General features: G+C 61.3%; 17 protein-coding genes and 1 pseudogene. 5 read left to right on the top strand and 13 right to left on the bottom strand.

Going from position 1 to position 15,884, the window contains the following annotated elements; translation table 11 throughout:
* Window positions 1–119: 119 nt before the first annotated feature.
* Both ABK249_RS30775 and ABK249_RS30770 read right to left on the bottom strand, forming a co-directional pair.
* A pseudogene (locus ABK249_RS30775) lies at window positions 120–605 on the bottom strand (helix-turn-helix domain-containing protein); the annotation flags it as partial.
* A 165-nt stretch (window positions 606–770) separates the two neighbouring features.
* Window positions 771–1,187, bottom strand: a complete 417-nt coding sequence (locus tag ABK249_RS30770; protein ID WP_210058870.1) for a MarR family winged helix-turn-helix transcriptional regulator — start codon at window positions 1,185–1,187, stop codon at window positions 771–773.
* Window positions 1,188–1,368: 181 nt separating this feature from the next.
* On the opposite strand from ABK249_RS30770, the gene hmgA reads away from it, so the two are divergent.
* From hmgA to ABK249_RS30745, 5 genes are all read left to right on the top strand, one after another.
* Window positions 1,369–2,727 (top strand): homogentisate 1,2-dioxygenase, encoded by a 1,359-nt coding sequence (gene hmgA, locus ABK249_RS30765; protein WP_227705974.1) that lies wholly within the window; start codon window positions 1,369–1,371, stop codon window positions 2,725–2,727.
* Window positions 2,728–2,828: 101 nt separating this feature from the next.
* Complete coding sequence (gene fahA / locus ABK249_RS30760) at window positions 2,829–4,040, top strand: fumarylacetoacetase (protein ID WP_210058874.1); 1,212 nt, start codon at window positions 2,829–2,831, stop codon at window positions 4,038–4,040.
* Window positions 4,037–4,666 (top strand): maleylacetoacetate isomerase, encoded by a 630-nt coding sequence (gene maiA, locus ABK249_RS30755; RefSeq protein WP_210058876.1) that lies wholly within the window; start codon window positions 4,037–4,039, stop codon window positions 4,664–4,666. The genes fahA and maiA overlap by 4 nt, the downstream gene beginning before the upstream one ends.
* 97 nt (window positions 4,667–4,763) lie before the next feature.
* Window positions 4,764–5,462 (top strand): CoA transferase subunit A, encoded by a 699-nt coding sequence (locus ABK249_RS30750; protein WP_210058878.1) that lies wholly within the window; start codon window positions 4,764–4,766, stop codon window positions 5,460–5,462.
* A 2-nt stretch (window positions 5,463–5,464) separates the two neighbouring features.
* The gene (locus tag ABK249_RS30745) at window positions 5,465–6,094 is read left to right on the top strand and encodes a 3-oxoacid CoA-transferase subunit B (RefSeq protein WP_210058880.1); all 630 of its coding nucleotides are present in this window, start codon (window positions 5,465–5,467) and stop codon (window positions 6,092–6,094) included.
* A 105-nt stretch (window positions 6,095–6,199) separates the two neighbouring features.
* Here the strand turns inward: ABK249_RS30745 and ABK249_RS30740 are convergent, their stop codons facing one another.
* From ABK249_RS30740 to ABK249_RS30690, 11 genes are all read right to left on the bottom strand, one after another.
* Entirely contained in the window at window positions 6,200–6,979 is a 780-nt protein-coding gene (locus ABK249_RS30740) for an SDR family NAD(P)-dependent oxidoreductase (RefSeq protein ID WP_280107560.1), read from the bottom strand.
* Window positions 6,980–7,026: 47 nt separating this feature from the next.
* A complete protein-coding gene (locus tag ABK249_RS30735; RefSeq protein ID WP_227705960.1) occupies window positions 7,027–7,785 on the bottom strand; it encodes a sulfite exporter TauE/SafE family protein in 759 nt (252 codons plus the stop codon).
* Between the two features lie 5 nt (window positions 7,786–7,790).
* The gene (locus ABK249_RS30730) at window positions 7,791–8,033 is read right to left on the bottom strand and encodes a DUF2783 domain-containing protein (RefSeq protein ID WP_210058884.1); all 243 of its coding nucleotides are present in this window, start codon (window positions 8,031–8,033) and stop codon (window positions 7,791–7,793) included.
* On the bottom strand, window positions 8,021–9,598 hold the full coding sequence (locus ABK249_RS30725; protein WP_210058886.1) for an FAD-dependent oxidoreductase: 1,578 nt from the start codon (window positions 9,596–9,598) through the stop codon (window positions 8,021–8,023). Before ABK249_RS30725 ends, ABK249_RS30730 begins: the two co-directional genes overlap by 13 nt.
* Before the next feature lie 21 nt (window positions 9,599–9,619).
* Window positions 9,620–10,579, bottom strand: a complete 960-nt coding sequence (locus ABK249_RS30720; RefSeq protein WP_210058887.1) for an MBL fold metallo-hydrolase — start codon at window positions 10,577–10,579, stop codon at window positions 9,620–9,622.
* A gap of 42 nt (window positions 10,580–10,621) precedes the next feature.
* Window positions 10,622–11,260, bottom strand: a complete 639-nt coding sequence (locus ABK249_RS30715; RefSeq protein WP_210058888.1) for an EthD family reductase — start codon at window positions 11,258–11,260, stop codon at window positions 10,622–10,624.
* A gap of 28 nt (window positions 11,261–11,288) precedes the next feature.
* The gene (locus ABK249_RS30710) at window positions 11,289–12,017 is read right to left on the bottom strand and encodes an ABC transporter ATP-binding protein (protein WP_233470433.1); all 729 of its coding nucleotides are present in this window, start codon (window positions 12,015–12,017) and stop codon (window positions 11,289–11,291) included.
* Window positions 12,017–12,802 carry an ABC transporter ATP-binding protein gene (locus ABK249_RS30705; protein ID WP_210058889.1) on the bottom strand — a complete coding sequence of 262 codons (786 nt, stop codon included), beginning with the start codon at window positions 12,800–12,802 and terminating at the stop codon, window positions 12,017–12,019. The genes ABK249_RS30710 and ABK249_RS30705 overlap by 1 nt, the downstream gene beginning before the upstream one ends.
* Entirely contained in the window at window positions 12,799–13,761 is a 963-nt protein-coding gene (locus tag ABK249_RS30700) for a branched-chain amino acid ABC transporter permease (RefSeq protein WP_210058890.1), read from the bottom strand. The genes ABK249_RS30705 and ABK249_RS30700 overlap by 4 nt, the downstream gene beginning before the upstream one ends.
* Window positions 13,762–13,764: 3 nt before the next feature.
* Complete coding sequence (locus ABK249_RS30695) at window positions 13,765–14,640, bottom strand: branched-chain amino acid ABC transporter permease (protein ID WP_210058891.1); 876 nt, start codon at window positions 14,638–14,640, stop codon at window positions 13,765–13,767.
* 77 nt (window positions 14,641–14,717) lie between these two features.
* Window positions 14,718–15,884 carry an ABC transporter substrate-binding protein gene (locus ABK249_RS30690; RefSeq protein ID WP_210058892.1) on the bottom strand — a complete coding sequence of 389 codons (1,167 nt, stop codon included), beginning with the start codon at window positions 15,882–15,884 and terminating at the stop codon, window positions 14,718–14,720.

Here is a 15,884-nt window from a genome sequence, read left to right as displayed (position 1 = left end):
AAGAATACAGGGCGTTCGTGTTGACGCGATTGCAGTTAATGTGAGAATCCGGTCGCTCGGATTCTCACCTTTAAATGCCAAACCTGGCCGAAACAGCCGCATTCTCACGTTTATCTGCCAAGCGACAACGGATCTCCGCGATCTTCGAACCAGCGATGCTCGGAGCCGTCGATCTGCACCAACTCGCCATAAGCCTCGCGTCGTAGTCGCGGCTGATGAAACGTCCGGCGTTGCTTGCGCGACAGCCACAAGCCAGCATCGACCATCCAGCTTCGCAGTGTCTCGCGCGACACACGCAAGCCATCGCGCTCGGCAAGCTTCTCGGCCGCCAATGTCGGACCGAAATCCGCATAGCGCTCGCCGACCAGCGTCACCGCGTAATCGCGGACACCATCGCTGATCCGGTTGTTCGACGGCCGACCGATCGCCTTGTGCCTTATCGACGCTGCGCCGTCAGTCTTGATCCGGTCCAGCAACCGACGCACCTGACGCGTGCTCAGATCAAGTACATGCGCCGCCGTTACCATCGTCATCCGGCCGTCGATCACCTTCGACAAAACCTCAATCCGCTGCAGATCGCGCTCGCTCATCGCTATCAGTCCCATCCGCAATCTCCCACGTCATCAAAACGTGAGGAGAGTGACATTCCAACTTTGCAGAAACAGGACACTTTAACTTTGCGGCTACATCAAGACATCGCATAACCACAATTATGGAACCATTCGCTCGCTGTGCAAACGCCTGCAGTTGCTGAAAGACTTCAACTAGACTTAGCGGATAATTCGCTCGAGCAGATTGGACAAAGTCTTTGCATCCTCGCCGAGTTCACGGGCGAGCTCTTCCTGAAATGCTTCCGCAATAAGCCCAAGTCGCTGCATCAACTGCTTTCCCTCATCGGTCAACTCAAGCGAGACCAGCCGTAGATCGGCATGATGAACCGACTTGCGAAGATAGCCGGCTTCTTCCAGTCGGGCAGCCGCTCGGCTAACCATCGACTTATCCAGGTTGACACGGGTGTTGATGTCACGGACGCTCACGGGGCCTGAATGATTCAAATGGGCCAGCACCCTCCACTCGGGAATCGTCAACCCCGCTTCAGCTTCATACCGCTCTGCAAACTTGCGACTTACCTGAGCAGCGGCGACGCTGAGGCGATAGGGCAGAAAATGATCCAGCTCGAAAGGCATCGCGATTCTCGTCGTTGCGTCGAGGAAATATCATTGCAATTACAATGAAATTCAAGCCGCCCGACACTTTCCCGTTGACTTCGTTGCAATAGCAACGTTATTTTCATTGCAATAACAACGATATTCGACACTGAGGACATCGGGAGGAGTTCCAATGACCGCACACACTCCGTCGGCAAGCATGACGCGCTCGACCACGACCACAGGCACGGTCGAAGGTTACATGCCGGGTTTCGGCAACGATTTCGAGACAGAGGCGCTGCAGGGTGCCTTGCCGCAGGGCCAGAACTCCCCGCAGAAATGCAACTACGGCCTCTATGCCGAGCAGCTTTCGGGCACCGCCTTCACAGCTCCGCGCGGCCAGAACGAGCGGACATGGTGCTACCGGATCAGGCCTTCCGTCCATCATACCGGCCAGTTCAGCCCGATCGACGTCCCTTATTGGAAGACTGCGCCGAACATCATGCCGCACGACCCGAACCGGCAGAACATCATGAGCCTCGGCCAGTATCGCTGGGATCCTATCCCCCTCCCCGGCGCCGACGAGAACCTGACCTGGATCACCGGCATGCGCACGATCACCACCGCCGGTGACGTCAACATTCAGGTCGGCATGGCAAGCCATGTCTACCTGATCACGCAATCGATGCAGGACGAATATTTCTATTCGGCCGACAGCGAACTTCTGGTCGTGCCTCAGGAAGGCCGACTGCGTTTCTGCACCGAACTTGGCATCATCGATCTGGAACCCAAGGAAATCGCCATCCTCCCACGCGGGCTGGTGTATCGCGTGGAGATTCTGGAAGGTCCCTGCCGCGGTTTCGTCTGCGAGAACTACGGCCAGAAATTCGACCTGCCCGGTCGCGGCCCGATTGGCGCGAACTGCATGGCGAACCCGCGTGACTTCAAGAGCCCGGTGGCGGCATTCGAGGACCGCGATGTCCGTTCTCGCGTGGTGATCAAATGGTGCGGCCAGTTCCACGAGACCTGGATCGGCCACAGCCCGCTCGACATCGTGGCCTGGCACGGCAATTACTGTGCCTACAAATATGACCTGCGGACATATTCCCCGGTCGGCGCGATCCTGTTCGATCATCCCGATCCATCTATCTTCACAGTGCTGACCGCGCCCTCCGGACAGGAGGGAACGGCGAACATCGACTTTGTGCTGTTCCGTGAACGGTGGATGGTGGCCGAGCATTCGTTCCGCCCGCCCTGGTATCACAAGAACATCATGTCGGAACTCATGGGCAATATCTACGGCACCTACGATGCAAAGCCACAGGGCTTTGCGCCCGGTGGCATAAGCCTGCATAATTGCATGCTCCCTCACGGCCCCGATCGCGACGCCTTCGAGGGAGCTTCGAACACTGAACTGAAGCCCGAGAAGCTCGACAATACAATGAGCTTCATGTTCGAGACCCGCTTTCCGCAGCACCTCACGCATTTCGCCGCCAAGGAAGCGCCGATGCAGGAGGAGTATATCGAGGTGTGGGACCGGCTGGAGAAGAAGTTCGACGGTACTCCCGGCATCAAGTAGCCCGAGGCCGGCATCGCCCTCACCATGACCGCACAGCATCCGGCAGCAGGCGCGGCGCGCCCCTCGCGCGCGCGCCTGCCCGATCATTCGACAGGAGAAACATGATGGCCAAACTGCTGCGCAGCCGTGTCGCATCTGCCAACGAGCCGGGATGCGACTTCCCGATACAGAATTTGCCTTACGGTGTGTTCTCGACAGAGGGCTCGGCGCCGCGCTGCGGAGTCGCGATCGGCGACAGTATTCTCGATCTGGCGGCCTGCGAGGCGCAGGGTCTGGTCGATGGCGCGGGTACGTTTGCTCAACCCCAGCTCAACGGGTTCATCGCGCTCGGACGGCCGAAATGGGATGCCGTGCGCGCAGCGCTGAGTCGGCTGCTCGCCGAGGACGCAACACATGAACTGCCGCTCGTGTCCATGGCCGATGCCACCCTGCATCTGCCGATAAAGGTCAACGAATTCACCGACTTCTATGCCTCGAAGAACCACGCCTTCAACGTCGGCGTGCTGTTTCGCGGGCCTGACAATGCGCTGCCGCCGCAATGGACCCATATGCCTATCGGCTATAATGGCCGAGCCTCGTCCGTGGTAGTCTCGGGCACGCCGATCCGCCGCCCGATGGGGCAGATCAAGGGCGAGAACGGCCCGGAATGGACCGCCTGCCGCCGGCTCGACCTGGAACTGGAACTCGGCGCCATCGTCGGCGGCGACAGCACGATGGGCGAACGCTTGACGGTCGAAGAGGCCGAGGCGCTGATCTTCGGCTACGTGCTCTTGAACGACTGGTCGGCGCGCGACATCCAGGCCTGGGAGTACCAGCCGCTGGGACCGTTCCAGTCCAAGGCGCTGGGCACCACCATCAGCCCGTGGATCGTGACGCAGGCAGCGCTTGAACCCTTCCGCAGCGCAGGCGCCGAACGGCTTAACCCGCTGCTGCCATACCTCAAGGAAGACCGCCCCGGCTTCTACGATCTCGACATCGGCTGGACGATGAACGGGCAGACCATGGCCAGGACCAACTACAACGTCATGTACTATTCCAGCGCCCAGCAGCTGGCGCATCATACGGAATCGGGCTGCCCGATGCGGGTGGGCGATCTTATCGGCTCAGGCACGATTTCCGGGCCAAGGCGGGAGGAAACCGGGGCGCTGCTGGAGATGACCCAGGCCGGCAAGGAGCCGGTGACGGTAAACGGCGAATCGCGGACCTTCATCCATGACGGCGACGAGATCGGCCTCTTCGCCCATGCGGATGGTGAAGGTTACCGTATCGGCTTCGGCCCCTGCACAGGCCGCATTCTGCCGGCGCGCACATGAGGGTGGTCCTGCACGATTATTGGCGGTCGTCGGCATCCTACCGGGTGCGGATCGCGCTTGCACTCAAGGGCATCGGTTATGATCGCGTGGCCGTCGATCTGGTCAAGGGCGAGCAGCGCGGAGCGGAGAACCTCGAGTTCAATCCACAAGGGCTGGTGCCGACACTGGAGATCGACGGCAAGCGGCTGACGCAATCGCTGGCGATCATCGAATATCTCGATGAAACCCGCCCGGGGCCGCCGCTGTTGCCGTCGTCACCGGGAGCACGAGCCCATGTCCGCGGGCTGGCACTGGCCATTGCCTGCGAAATCCATCCGGTCTCCAACCTCCGCGTGCTGGCCCGCGTTGAAGCGCTTGGCGGAGCGGAGGCGCGGGCCAGCTGGAATCGCCAGAATATCTCCGATGGGCTTGAGGCCGTAGAAATCCTGCTGGATCAACCCGGCTTCGACGGTCGGTTCTGCCACGGCTCCACCCCGGGCCTCGCCGACTGCACGCTGATACCCCAGCTTTACAACGCCACGCGATGGGGAGCGGACTTCGCACATTTGCCGCGCATCAACGCCGTCGCGGCGAGTTGCGCTGATCTGGCGGCCTTTCACGCAGCGGCACCGGAAGCGCTTACGTGAAACACACCGCCCGTGCGTGTCGGAAAGAGCGGCGGCCTGACCGCCGCAGCCAACGCAGCCGCCGACGGGAGACTTGGAACATGAGGAGCATGGCAAGATGAAGAAGGTCTATTCGAGCGCCGCTGCCGCGCTGGATGGAGTGCTGAAGGACGGAATGCTGATAGCCGCCGGCGGCTTTGGCCTGTGCGGCATTCCCGAACTGTTGATCAAAGCGATTCACGAGGCGGGCACCAAGGATCTGACGATCGCCAGCAACAATTGCGGCGTCGACGATTTCGGCCTCGGCATCCTGTTGTCATCGCGCCAGATCAGGAAGATGATGTCCTCCTATGTCGGCGAAAACGCAGAATTCATGCGCCAGTATTTGTCCGGTGAACTTGAGTTGGAATTCAATCCTCAGGGTACGCTGGCCGAGCGCATGCGCGCCGGAGGCGCTGGCATTCCCGGCTTCTACACCAGGACCGGCGTAGGCACTGTTATCGCCGAGGGAAAGGAACACAAGGATTTCGACGGCGAGACCTGTATTCTCGAGCGGGGCATCGTCGCGGACCTGGCCATCGTCAAGGGCTGGAAGGCGGACGAGAGCGGCAACGTGGTCTTTCGCAAGACCGCACGCAACTTCAACGTACCTGCAGCGAAATGCGGACGCATCTGCGTCTGCGAAGTCGAGGAGATCGTGCCGACCGGCTCGCTCGACCCCGACCACATCCACCTGCCCGGCATTTACGTTCACCGCCTCATCCAGGGCGAGCATGAAAAGCGCATCGAGCAGCGCACCACACGCAAGGAGGCCTGACCATGGCATGGGATCGCAACCAGATGGCGGCCCGCGCCGCGAAGGAATTGCAGGACGGCTGGTATGTCAACCTTGGCATCGGCATCCCGACGCTTGTGGCCAACTATATCCCCGAGGGCGTCGAGGTGACGCTGCAGTCTGAGAACGGCATGCTGGGCATCGGTCCCTTTCCTTATGAGGGCGCAGAGGATCCGGACCTGATCAATGCGGGAAAGCAGACAGTGACCGACCTGCCGCAGACCGCCTATTTCGACAGCTCTGAAAGCTTCGCGATGATCCGTGGCGGCAAGATCGCCATGGCAATCCTCGGCGCTATGGAAGTGGCCGAGAACGGCGATCTGGCGAACTGGATGTTCCCCGGCAAATTGGTCAAGGGGATGGGCGGGGCAATGGACCTGGTGGCCGGCGTCGGTCGCGTGGTGGTGGTGATGGACCACGCCAACAAGGCAGGCGAATCCAAGGTGCTGAAGCGCTGCACCTTGCCTCTGACCGGTCAGAAGGTGGTCGACCGCATCATTACCAATCTCGGCGTGATGGATGTGGTCGAGGGTGGATTGAGGATCGTTGAGCTGGCCGAGGGCGTCAGCGACGAGGAGCTCCGGGCTTCCACCGAAGCGACCATTGTCGCCTGAGGAAAAGTCGTAGATCACTGACGGAATATGGATAACCGCCCCCACCGCGACGGGATATCCGGGCCGTTCCTCTCGACGATGCCGAGAGGAACGCAATGCAAGTTCTCAGACAGTCAGATAGCCACCATCCACCGGCATCATCACGCCGGTGACATAGGAAGACAGCTTCGAGGCCAGGAACAGCACCGGGCCGACGAGCTCGTCCGCCTCACCGAAGCGCTTGAGGGGGATGTGCTCAAGGTATCGGCGGGCGGTTTCGGGATTGTTGCGTGTCGGCTCGGTCATCGGCGTAATCATCAGGCCGGGGGCGATACCGTTGACCCGGATGCCAAACGGCGCAAGTTCGGCGGCCATTGCTGATGTCATGAGACGCACGCCGCCCTTTGATGCGCCATAGCCCATCCCGCCCGTGGTGGCCCGGAAGCTGGCGATCGAGCCCACGTTGACAATGCGTCCCTGCGTCCGTTTGAGCTGCCCGATTAAAACCTTGACCAGTTGCGCGGATGCGAGGGTATTGATGGCGAACTGGTCCTTGATCGAGTCCAGGAACCCATCCTCCTCCATCAGAACCCGGCGCACGATTCCCGCATTGTTGATCACGACGGACACCGGGCCGAGATCTTTCTCCACCTCTTCCGCGAACCGCTCGCTGGCCTCAAGATCCGTGACATCAAGGACGTAGGCAGAGGCGATACCGCCTTCGACGCGGATAGCATCGACCATTCGATGCAGCTTTTCGGCATCACGGTCGAGCGCCGCCACCTTCGCGCCGGCTCGGGCAAGCCCGCCGGCGATCGCGGCACCATTGCCCTGCGCGGCGCCCGTGACCACAACGACATCCCCCTTCAGCAGGTCGGGGCATTTTTCCAGATAGTCGATCATCATTTCCTCCGTGGGCTCGATGAATCCGTTTCAGGGTTAAGTGGTGCAAGTCACGTGAGAAGTCCGTCACAAATGAGCTTCAGGCTGACTGCGATCAGGATCAGGTATATCGCGCGATAGAATCTCTCGGCGGATATGCGGCGAACGAGATATATGCCCGCGAGGTTCGAAAGGACTGCGACCGGCATCAGCGTCGCCGAGTTCACAAGATTGCTTGGATCGAACTGTCCGAGTGCGGCAAAGGGCGCGACCTTCATCAGATTCGTCGCGGCAAAGACCATTGCGCTCGTTCCCGCCAGGATCTGGGGATTGAGACGTTGCGGCAGCACATAAATCTGAAATGGCGGCGAACCGGCATTGGCGACCATGCTCGCGAACCCGGACAAAGCGCCACAGAGCAGTCCGAAGGGTCGATTTTGTCCTGACGGCGAACCACCCGAGGGGTTTGGGGACAAAAGCCGGCGCGCCGCGAATATACCGGCCAGGAGCCCGACGAAGAGCGACAGCATCGCATCCGATACTTGCGCTGCGAAAAGATAACCAAGCAGTACTCCGACAACGGAGCCGGGCAGCAGCAACTTCAGGTTTCGAGCGTCCCAGGAGTGGCGGTAGGCATAGACCGTGAGGGCATCCTGCAGGAGGAGTATCGGCAGGATGATCCCTGCCGCCCGGATTGGCGGCATCACCAGCGCCAGCAGCGGCAAAGACAGCAGGCCAACGCCGGAAAAGCCGCCTTTAGAAAATCCAAGCAGGACCACGGCAGGAATAGCCGCTGCATAGAACAAGGGAGTTACACCCAGGTCGGGCATGGCTCTCAGTCCGTCTGCTGCCAGTCGAGAATTGTTCTGCACTCGTCTGGCAGCATGGCCGACAGCAGCGCCATATCGATGGCTTCTTCGACGACCGTACGGTCGCCGATATGATTGGCAAGGATCAGGACGAGTTTTGCCCAGCGGCGCAGGCTCTGCTCTACGCTCAGTCCCTCGTGCAGACGCACGAGGCCCTCGTAGATGTCATCGTGTCCCGTCAGGTTCGTCGCGGTCTTCAGTGCAGACATGGGCTTCCTCCTTTCGCACGGATCAATGCGGCCTCGATCCCGGTCGCGGTCGGTGACTTCCAACGTGCGGCGACATACTGGTCGGGGCGGACCAGATAGGCGCCGCCCTCGGTCAGGCCCAGTCGATCGGCGGCAATCTCCTGTACCTCGACAAGACGCACGCCCGCTGGCAACTCGCCCTTCCAGCCACGGGCGAGCAACACGAACTCGTCGCCAATGGCGTCCAGCAGCCAGCCGTCGTGATGCGGCGCATCCAGCACCGGCGATCCCGGACCGATACCGGCCTGCCACTCGTCGCTGTCAGGTGTTGAAAGCGCGCTCGCCGGGTAACTCACCGGCGTCGACAGCCGCCCCGAATTCACGAAGGGCCGTGCGAAGGCATGATCCCGCGCCAATTCGAGCACCGCGTCCCGCAAAGCCTGGCTGGCAGCGGATTTCGGAGTCAGGAAGTCCGTCGAACGGGTCGAGTTCAGGATGTTCTCATCCGCCGTCGCAATCGCTTCATCATTATAGGTCTCGATCAGGGTCTCGTCGGCCGCGCCTCTCAGGACGAGATCAAGCTTCCAGCCAAGATTGTCGATATCAGCTAGGCCGCCATTGCAGCCCCGCGCCCCGAATGGAGAAACAAGGTGCGCGGAATCGCCGGCGAAGATCGTGCGGCCATGGGCAAAGCGTCCCATCCGGCGGCACTGGAAGGTGTAGACGGAATACCATTCCTGTTCGAATTCGACGTCGCCAAGCATGGCGCGAATAAACGGCTTGACGTTTTCGGGCCGGATCGCGGCCTCGCGATCGACGTTCCAGCCCAGTTGGAAGTCCAGCCTCCAGACATCGTCCGGCTGCTTGTGCATCAGGGCCGACCGGCCAGGATTGAACGGGGGGTCGAACCAGAACCAGCGTTCCGATGGCATCTCGTGCTTCATTCGAACGTCGGCAATCAGGAAATTGTCCTCGAAGACTCGTCCCTCGAAATCAAGCCCGAGTTTTTCGCGCACGGTCGAACGGGCGCCGTCGCAGGCGATCAGCCATTCCGAGCGGAGCGTGTAGTCGCCGTCCAGGGTGGAAACCGAGAGTTCCACGCCGTCATCGACAGGATTGACGGCGTCGACCCGATGACCCCAGCGGATATCGATATTGGCGAGCCGCTGGCAGCCTTCGAGCAGATACTCTTCGATGTAGTATTGCTGGATATTGATGAATCCCGGCCGCTTCTGCCCCTTCACCGGCAGCGCGTCGAACTGGTAGACCGGGTCATCGTCGTTGCCCCAGAAGACCTTTCCGACGTTCCAGGTCACGCCCTTCTCCACCGCCGGATCGCCGACCCCCAGCCGGTCGAGAATGTCGAGCGACCGCTTGGAAAAGCAGATCGCCTTCGACGCATGAGCCACGAAATCGAGCCGGTTCAGCACCGTCACTGCATGCCCGCGCCGGCCGAGATCCAGCGCCATGGCGAGTCCCACCGGGCCGGCGCCGACGATCACGACGCGGGCGCTGTCCGTGTTTCCGGTCGGCGCGGGGGTCGCGCCGACTTCCTTGTAGACAGGGATTCCCTGCACATTTGCCATGATGTCTTCCTCCCGTTCCCGTCAATCCTGCAATTGCGCCCAGACCTCGCGGTCGCGCTCGGCAGTCCAGATGCGGGGATGTTCGATGCCGGCATATTCGTCCCAAAGCCGCTGGACATCGAAGGGCAGGCAATGTTCGAAAATCGGCCAGGCGCCGAACTCTGGCGCCAACGCATCGCGCGTGGCCTCGAAGGCCTCCTTCAGGCTGCCGCCGGCCCTGTGGACGCGGCCGGCATTGTCGATCATGCCGTTCAGGAACTTGCGGGTCTGTTCGACCGCCGCATCCGTTTCCGTCACACCGCGCGCCACGGCGCCGCGTCCGCCAATCAGGTTCTCGGCCTGATAGGCTTTGACATTGTCGAGCGTTTTCGTCGCCCAGTCGAAGTGATAGGCGTCGCCCGTGTAGAGTGCGGCCTTCGCCTCCACCAGATCGCCGGCGAAGAGCGTGCGGCTCTTGTCGTGCCAGACCACGATGTCGCCGCCTGTGTGGCCACGGCCCAGAAAGCGCAGTTCAAGCTTGCCGCGGTCTCCACCCAGTTCAATGTCGTATTCGGTGTCGAAGGTGATGGTCGGCCATGTCAGACCGGGAACTTCCTCGGCATTCTTGGCAAGACGTGGCATGCGGCCGAATTCGCTTTTCCAATCCTGCTCGCCCCGCTCGGCGACAAGATCGCGCGAGGCGTTGGACATGATGATGTCTTCCGCTGCGAAGGCGCTGGCGCCCAGCACGCGGACAGCATGATAGTGGGTCAGCACCAGATAGCGAACTGGCTTGTCGGTATGCTCGCGCAGGATTTTCAGCCAATCGCGCGAGGCAGCCGGCGTGGCGCGGCTCTCGATGGCGACAACGAAGTCCTCGCCTTCAACCGCGCCTACATTCGGGTCTCCTTCGGCGGTCAGCGCATAGACGCCATCGCTGAGGATTTCGAGCGTATCGGTCTTGGTGGTCGTGTCGGTCGATGAAGCAAAGGGTTTGCTCACAGGGATTCTCCTTCTCACGATGTCGGGCCGAAAGGCCCTGGTTCAGACGATTCTAATTTCTTCGGTCAGATAGACTTCCGGCCTGTGGCTGCCTGCCGCCGGAATTTGGCAATGGTCGAAAGCCAGCCGCGCCGTGTCGGGCGACGAAAAGGTCGTCCAGATGATGAATTGGGGCGGCTCCGGTTCGGACCAGAGGTGATCGCGCCGCATGATGTCGCCGATGGTATGGTCGGCGTGACCGTCGATGAAGCCCTCAAGCCGGGAAATGCCCAGCAGGAGATTGGCGCCGGAGGTGTGGGGACCCGCGCTATCCGCAACAGGTTTCCCGATCACAAAAACCTTTTGGGCGGAGGCGCCGTGCGACGGTGAAGCGTCAACATCCAGACCGGTCAGCCCGTCCAGGAACTTCGGTTCATCTATGACGAGACCACGCGTAACGGAGGAACCTGCGGCCTCGACAACGGACGCGCGATCCCTGAACCAGAGCTCGACGAAGCCGTGAACCGGCCATTCTCCGTCGGGACCCGTCACGCTGGCCGCAAGCACATGGTTCTGATTGTAGCGCACGAGACCCGGCAAATTTCGCGCGATTGCAGCATGTGGACCCGCCCAGTGAGCGCGGAAATCCGCCGGCGTCATTTCCCTTTTGCGCTTGAGCAACGTGATACGCTTGATCGTCATTCGACTTCTCCCTAGGTCGCGCGTCTCGTCAGGCGGCCTTATGGCCGCCAAGGAAGGCGTCGACGACATCCGGATTGTGCAGCAACTCCGCGCCGGTTCCGTGCATGGTCACCTTTCCCAGCGACAGGACGCAGGCCAGGTCGGCAATCCGAAGGGCCGCCTTGGCATTCTGCTCCACCAGCAGGATGCCCATCCCCATCTCGTCGCGCAGGCGGCAGATGAGACGAAAGATTTCCGCCACGACCAGCGGCGCAAGCCCCATCGACGGTTCGTCGAGCATGAGGACTTTCGGGTCGGCGGCAAGAGCCCGGCCAATGGCCAGCATCTGCTGCTCGCCGCCCGACATCGTCCCGGCCGCCTGACCGCGTCGCTCGAGCAGGCGCGGGAAAAGTTCGTAGATATGCTCGATCCTCGCCTGGACAACGGCTTTGGGCTGGCCATAGCCTCCAAGCTGCAGGTTTTCCTCCACCGAGAGCTCGGAAAACACCCGCCGACCTTCCGGCACATGGCGTATACCCGCGCGCGCGATCACCGCCGGCGCCTGCTTTGCAATGGAGCGTCCTTCCTGGCGAATATCGCCCGACCGGATCGGGATGAAGCCGGATATGGTGTTCAGCAAGGTCGACTTGCCCGCACCGTTCGCGCCGACGATCGACAGGATCTGCCCCTTGCGGATCGACAGGGAAACCCCGTGCAGGACTTCGACCGCGCCGTAGCCGGCGACGAGATTTTCAACTGTGAGCAGTTCTTCGGACATCAGGCAGCCTCCTCCTCGTCGCTGCCGAGATAGGCGGCGATGACTTCGGGATTGGTCAATATCTGGGCAGGCGTTCCCTCGGCGAGTTTCCGGCCAAAATTGATGACGACCACATGCGAGGAAATCGACATAACCATCGGCATGTCGTGCTCGACCAACAGAACGGCGCGGCCATCCGCGGCGATGTCTGTCAGTAGCCGGGCCAGGTCGGCGGTTTCGCTCGGGTTCAGACCCGCTGCCGGTTCGTCCAGCAGAATGACCTTCGGATCCTGTGCGAGCGCACGCGCGATTTCGACGCGCCGCTGAAGGCCGTAGGGGAGATCGCTGGCAGGCTGGTGCCACCACTCTTCGGGAACCGAGACGCGACGCAAGGCGTGTGCGGCCCGCTCCGCCATCTCCTCGTTCTCGGTGATGATCGTCCAGGGACGCAGCAGGGTGCTGAGCAGGCCATAGCGGCCAAAACGATAGGCCCCGGCCATGACATTCCTGAGCACGCTCATGCCCGCCGCCATTTGCGGGGTCTGGTAGGTGCGGGCAACCCCCGCCACGGCACGGCGGTGCACCGGCTCATTCGTGATGTCTGCACCTTCCAGCCGGATCGCGCCGTCGTTCAGGGACAGCACGCCGGTGATCAGGTTGATCAGCGTGGTCTTGCCCGCGCCGTTCGGTCCGATCACGGCTGTGATGGCGCCGGGTGCAAGGTCGAAGGAAACACCGGACACCGCCTGGATGCCGCCGAAACGCTTGGTCAGGCCAGAAAGCGAAAGTACCGGAACAGAAATCATGACGAACTCCTCGAGCGAACGAAGCGGAGCAGAGTTTCACCAAGGCCGCGGGGAGCGAACATCATCACCGCGACCATTGTCAGGCCGTAGACGAGAAGCTTGGCATGATCGAAGCTCTCCAGCAGGTTGGGCAGGATGATGATGGCGAAGGCGCCGAAGATAGCTCCCCAGATGGTCGACAGGGAGCCGATGATAACCATCATCAGAAGCTCGATTGAGAGGCTGACGCCGAACGTATTGGCGTTGAAGGAGCGTAGATAGAGGGCGAGCAGGGCGCCGGAAGCTCCTGCAAAAGCCGCGGCGATGGCGAAGACCATGGACTTGGCGCGGACGGTATCGACACCCATGCAGGCGGCGACCACTTCGGATGTACGCAGCACTTCAAGACCACGCCCGAAGCGACCGTCCACCAGAGCGGCGGCGACAATGGCTGCGACCAGAAGAACGACGGCGGAAAGCCAATAGACAACAGTCTCGTGGGACTGCCCCCAGAAGCCGAGGTTCGGAAGGTTCACGATGCCCGGATCGATGCCACCGGTAACCGAACGCCACTGCGAAGCGACCACGAAGAAGACTGCGCCGAGCGCGAGTGTGCCAAGCGCCAGATTATGCCCCGACAACCTGAGGATTGGCCGTCCGATGACATAGCCCAGCAGGCCCGGCAGGAGGATTGCTCCAATCAACGCAACGGGCACCGGCAAGCTGAGCTGCTGCATGGCAAAGGCGGCGGCATAGGCGCCGACGCCCATGAAGGCCCCCTGCCCGATCGATACCTGGCCAGCATAGCCCATCAGCAGCGTCAGGCCGATTGCTGCGATGGCATGGATCATCGACAGGACCACGATCGAGCGGTGGAACTGGTTGGACAACGTCACGCCCAGAATGGCGAGGAAGATCGCCAATCCCAGCAGGATCAGCCCATCGTGGCGAAGGTTGGAGGTAGATTTTGAATTTCGCATCGATCAGACCCTCGAAATTACGGCGCGCCCGGCGAGACCCTGAGGCCGCAGAATGAGCACGAGAATTAGGATGATGAAGCCGATTGCGTCCTTGAAGCCCGATGCCACGTAGCCCGCGGTCACGCTTTCGATGACACCAATCAGCAAACCGCCGAGAATGGCGCCGAGCGGATTGCCGAGACCGCCGACGACGGCTGCGGCGAAACCCTTCAGGCCCAGAAAGATGCCGTTTTCGTAGGATGCGGCGGAGATCGGTGCCATCAGCGTCCCGGCGAGACCGCCGATTGCGGCCGCCATGATCATCGCGATCACCGCAGCCTTCTTGGGTTCGATCCCGCAGAGGGCCGCCGCGCGCGGTTCCTGGCTCGCAGCCCGCATGGCCTTGCCGAATAGCGTGCGCGAAAACAGATACCACAGGGCGAGGCTGAGCACCGCCAGGGTCAGCATGATCCAGATGCCCTGGCTCGGGATATAGACGTTGCCGACGAGGACCAGGGGAATGAACCCGAATTCGGGCACGAAACTGATGTCGCGGCCGAAGACAAGCGCTGCTGCGCCGCGCAGTGCGAGTGCTACGCCTATGGTCAACATCACCAGGGTAAGATGATCGGAATGCCTGGCATTCTCCAGGATGACGCGCTGCATCACCCAGCCAATCGCCGCACTGACCGCCACCGCGACCGGAACCGCAACTCCGGTCGGGAGGCCGGCGATCGTCACCGCTCCCGTCAGTACCACCCCACCAAGCATCAGGAACTCGCCATTGGCGAAGTTGATCAGCTTGGTGGCATTATAGACGATCGTGAAGCCCAGAGCCGCCATGCCATAGATGCAGCCGACTACGATCCCCGTAATGAGGATCTGAATGAATACTTCCACGGGATTCTCTCCTGTGATTGGGGGCGTCATTGGCGGCTCGCGATCCAAGCCACGAGCCGCCGGCGTCTTGGGAGAGCTCAGTCGGCTACGACGAATTCCCCGCCTTTGACCTGCAGCATGATCATCGAGTTGGAGTTCTCATCCAGCCCGTTGTGGTTCGTGTCGGTGAAATTGAACATGCCGTTCGCACCTGCAAAGCTGATGCCGCTGCGCATCGCCTCGGCCAGTTTCACCCGATCCACCTCTCCTCCGGAAGCCTTCACGGCCGCGGCGATAAGAGAGAGTGCGTCGGCGGGATGTGCGATGAAGGTTGTCGGTTCCTTGCCGTATTTTGCACGATAGTTGTCCGCCAGCTTGGTGACGACGCCGCGCATCGGATCGTCCTCGGCGAGGCTCTGGGGCGCCAGGAGCCGCATGGACGACACGTAGCTTCCCTCGGCGGCCGGCCCAGCCTGCTCGATCAAGGCGGGTGAGGCAGCGCCGTAGCCGTTGAAAATCGGCTTGTCATATCCGACAGAGGCGGCATTCTTGAGAATGATCGTGGGACCGGGATTCACGCTCCAGATCAGCAGCGCGTCAGCACCACTGCTCCTCACCTTGAGGACCTGGGGCGTCATGTCCGTATCTTTCGGACCGAACTCCTCCGATGCCATGACAGGCACTCCGAGCTCGTCGGCCACATCCTTGATGACGGTGAGCCCGGCTTGTCCATAACCATCGGCGGAGGAAAGCACCGCGATCGAATTGATGCCGCGCTTTTTCATGAAGGACAGCAAATGCTTGACGACGATGCGATCTGTCGGCGGCACCTTGAACACGAACGGCGTCGGTGGGTTAACAACAGACTCGGCACCGGCGAAGGACACCAGCGGGACCTTGGACTCGTTGGCGACCGCCATGAGAGCCAGCGATTCACCCGTGGTCGACGGACCGATGACGACGTCAACCTGATCGGAGTCGATCAGGCGACGGAACTGCTGCGCCGCCACCGTGCCGTTACCCTCCGTATCGTAGAGGGTCAGCACCACCTTGTTTCCCGTCATCCCTCCGGCCGCGTTATACTCATCGACAAGCATTTCGATGGTTTCGCGCTGGGAACTACCCATGAAGGCGGTTGAACCGGACGCTGCGATCAGCGCTCCAATACGTATCACCTTCTCCTGGGCAGCCACCCCGAATGGGGATGCCAATGACAAAGCAAGTCCTGCGCCTGCCAGAAGCAGGTTTCTGCGATTCAAGTTCAT

Origin of the sequence: Neorhizobium phenanthreniclasticum, from assembly GCF_040066075.1 — a bacterium.
Lineage (GTDB): Bacteria > Pseudomonadota > Alphaproteobacteria > Rhizobiales > Rhizobiaceae > Neorhizobium > Neorhizobium petrolearium.
This window is presented reverse-complemented; position numbering and strand designations above follow the sequence as displayed.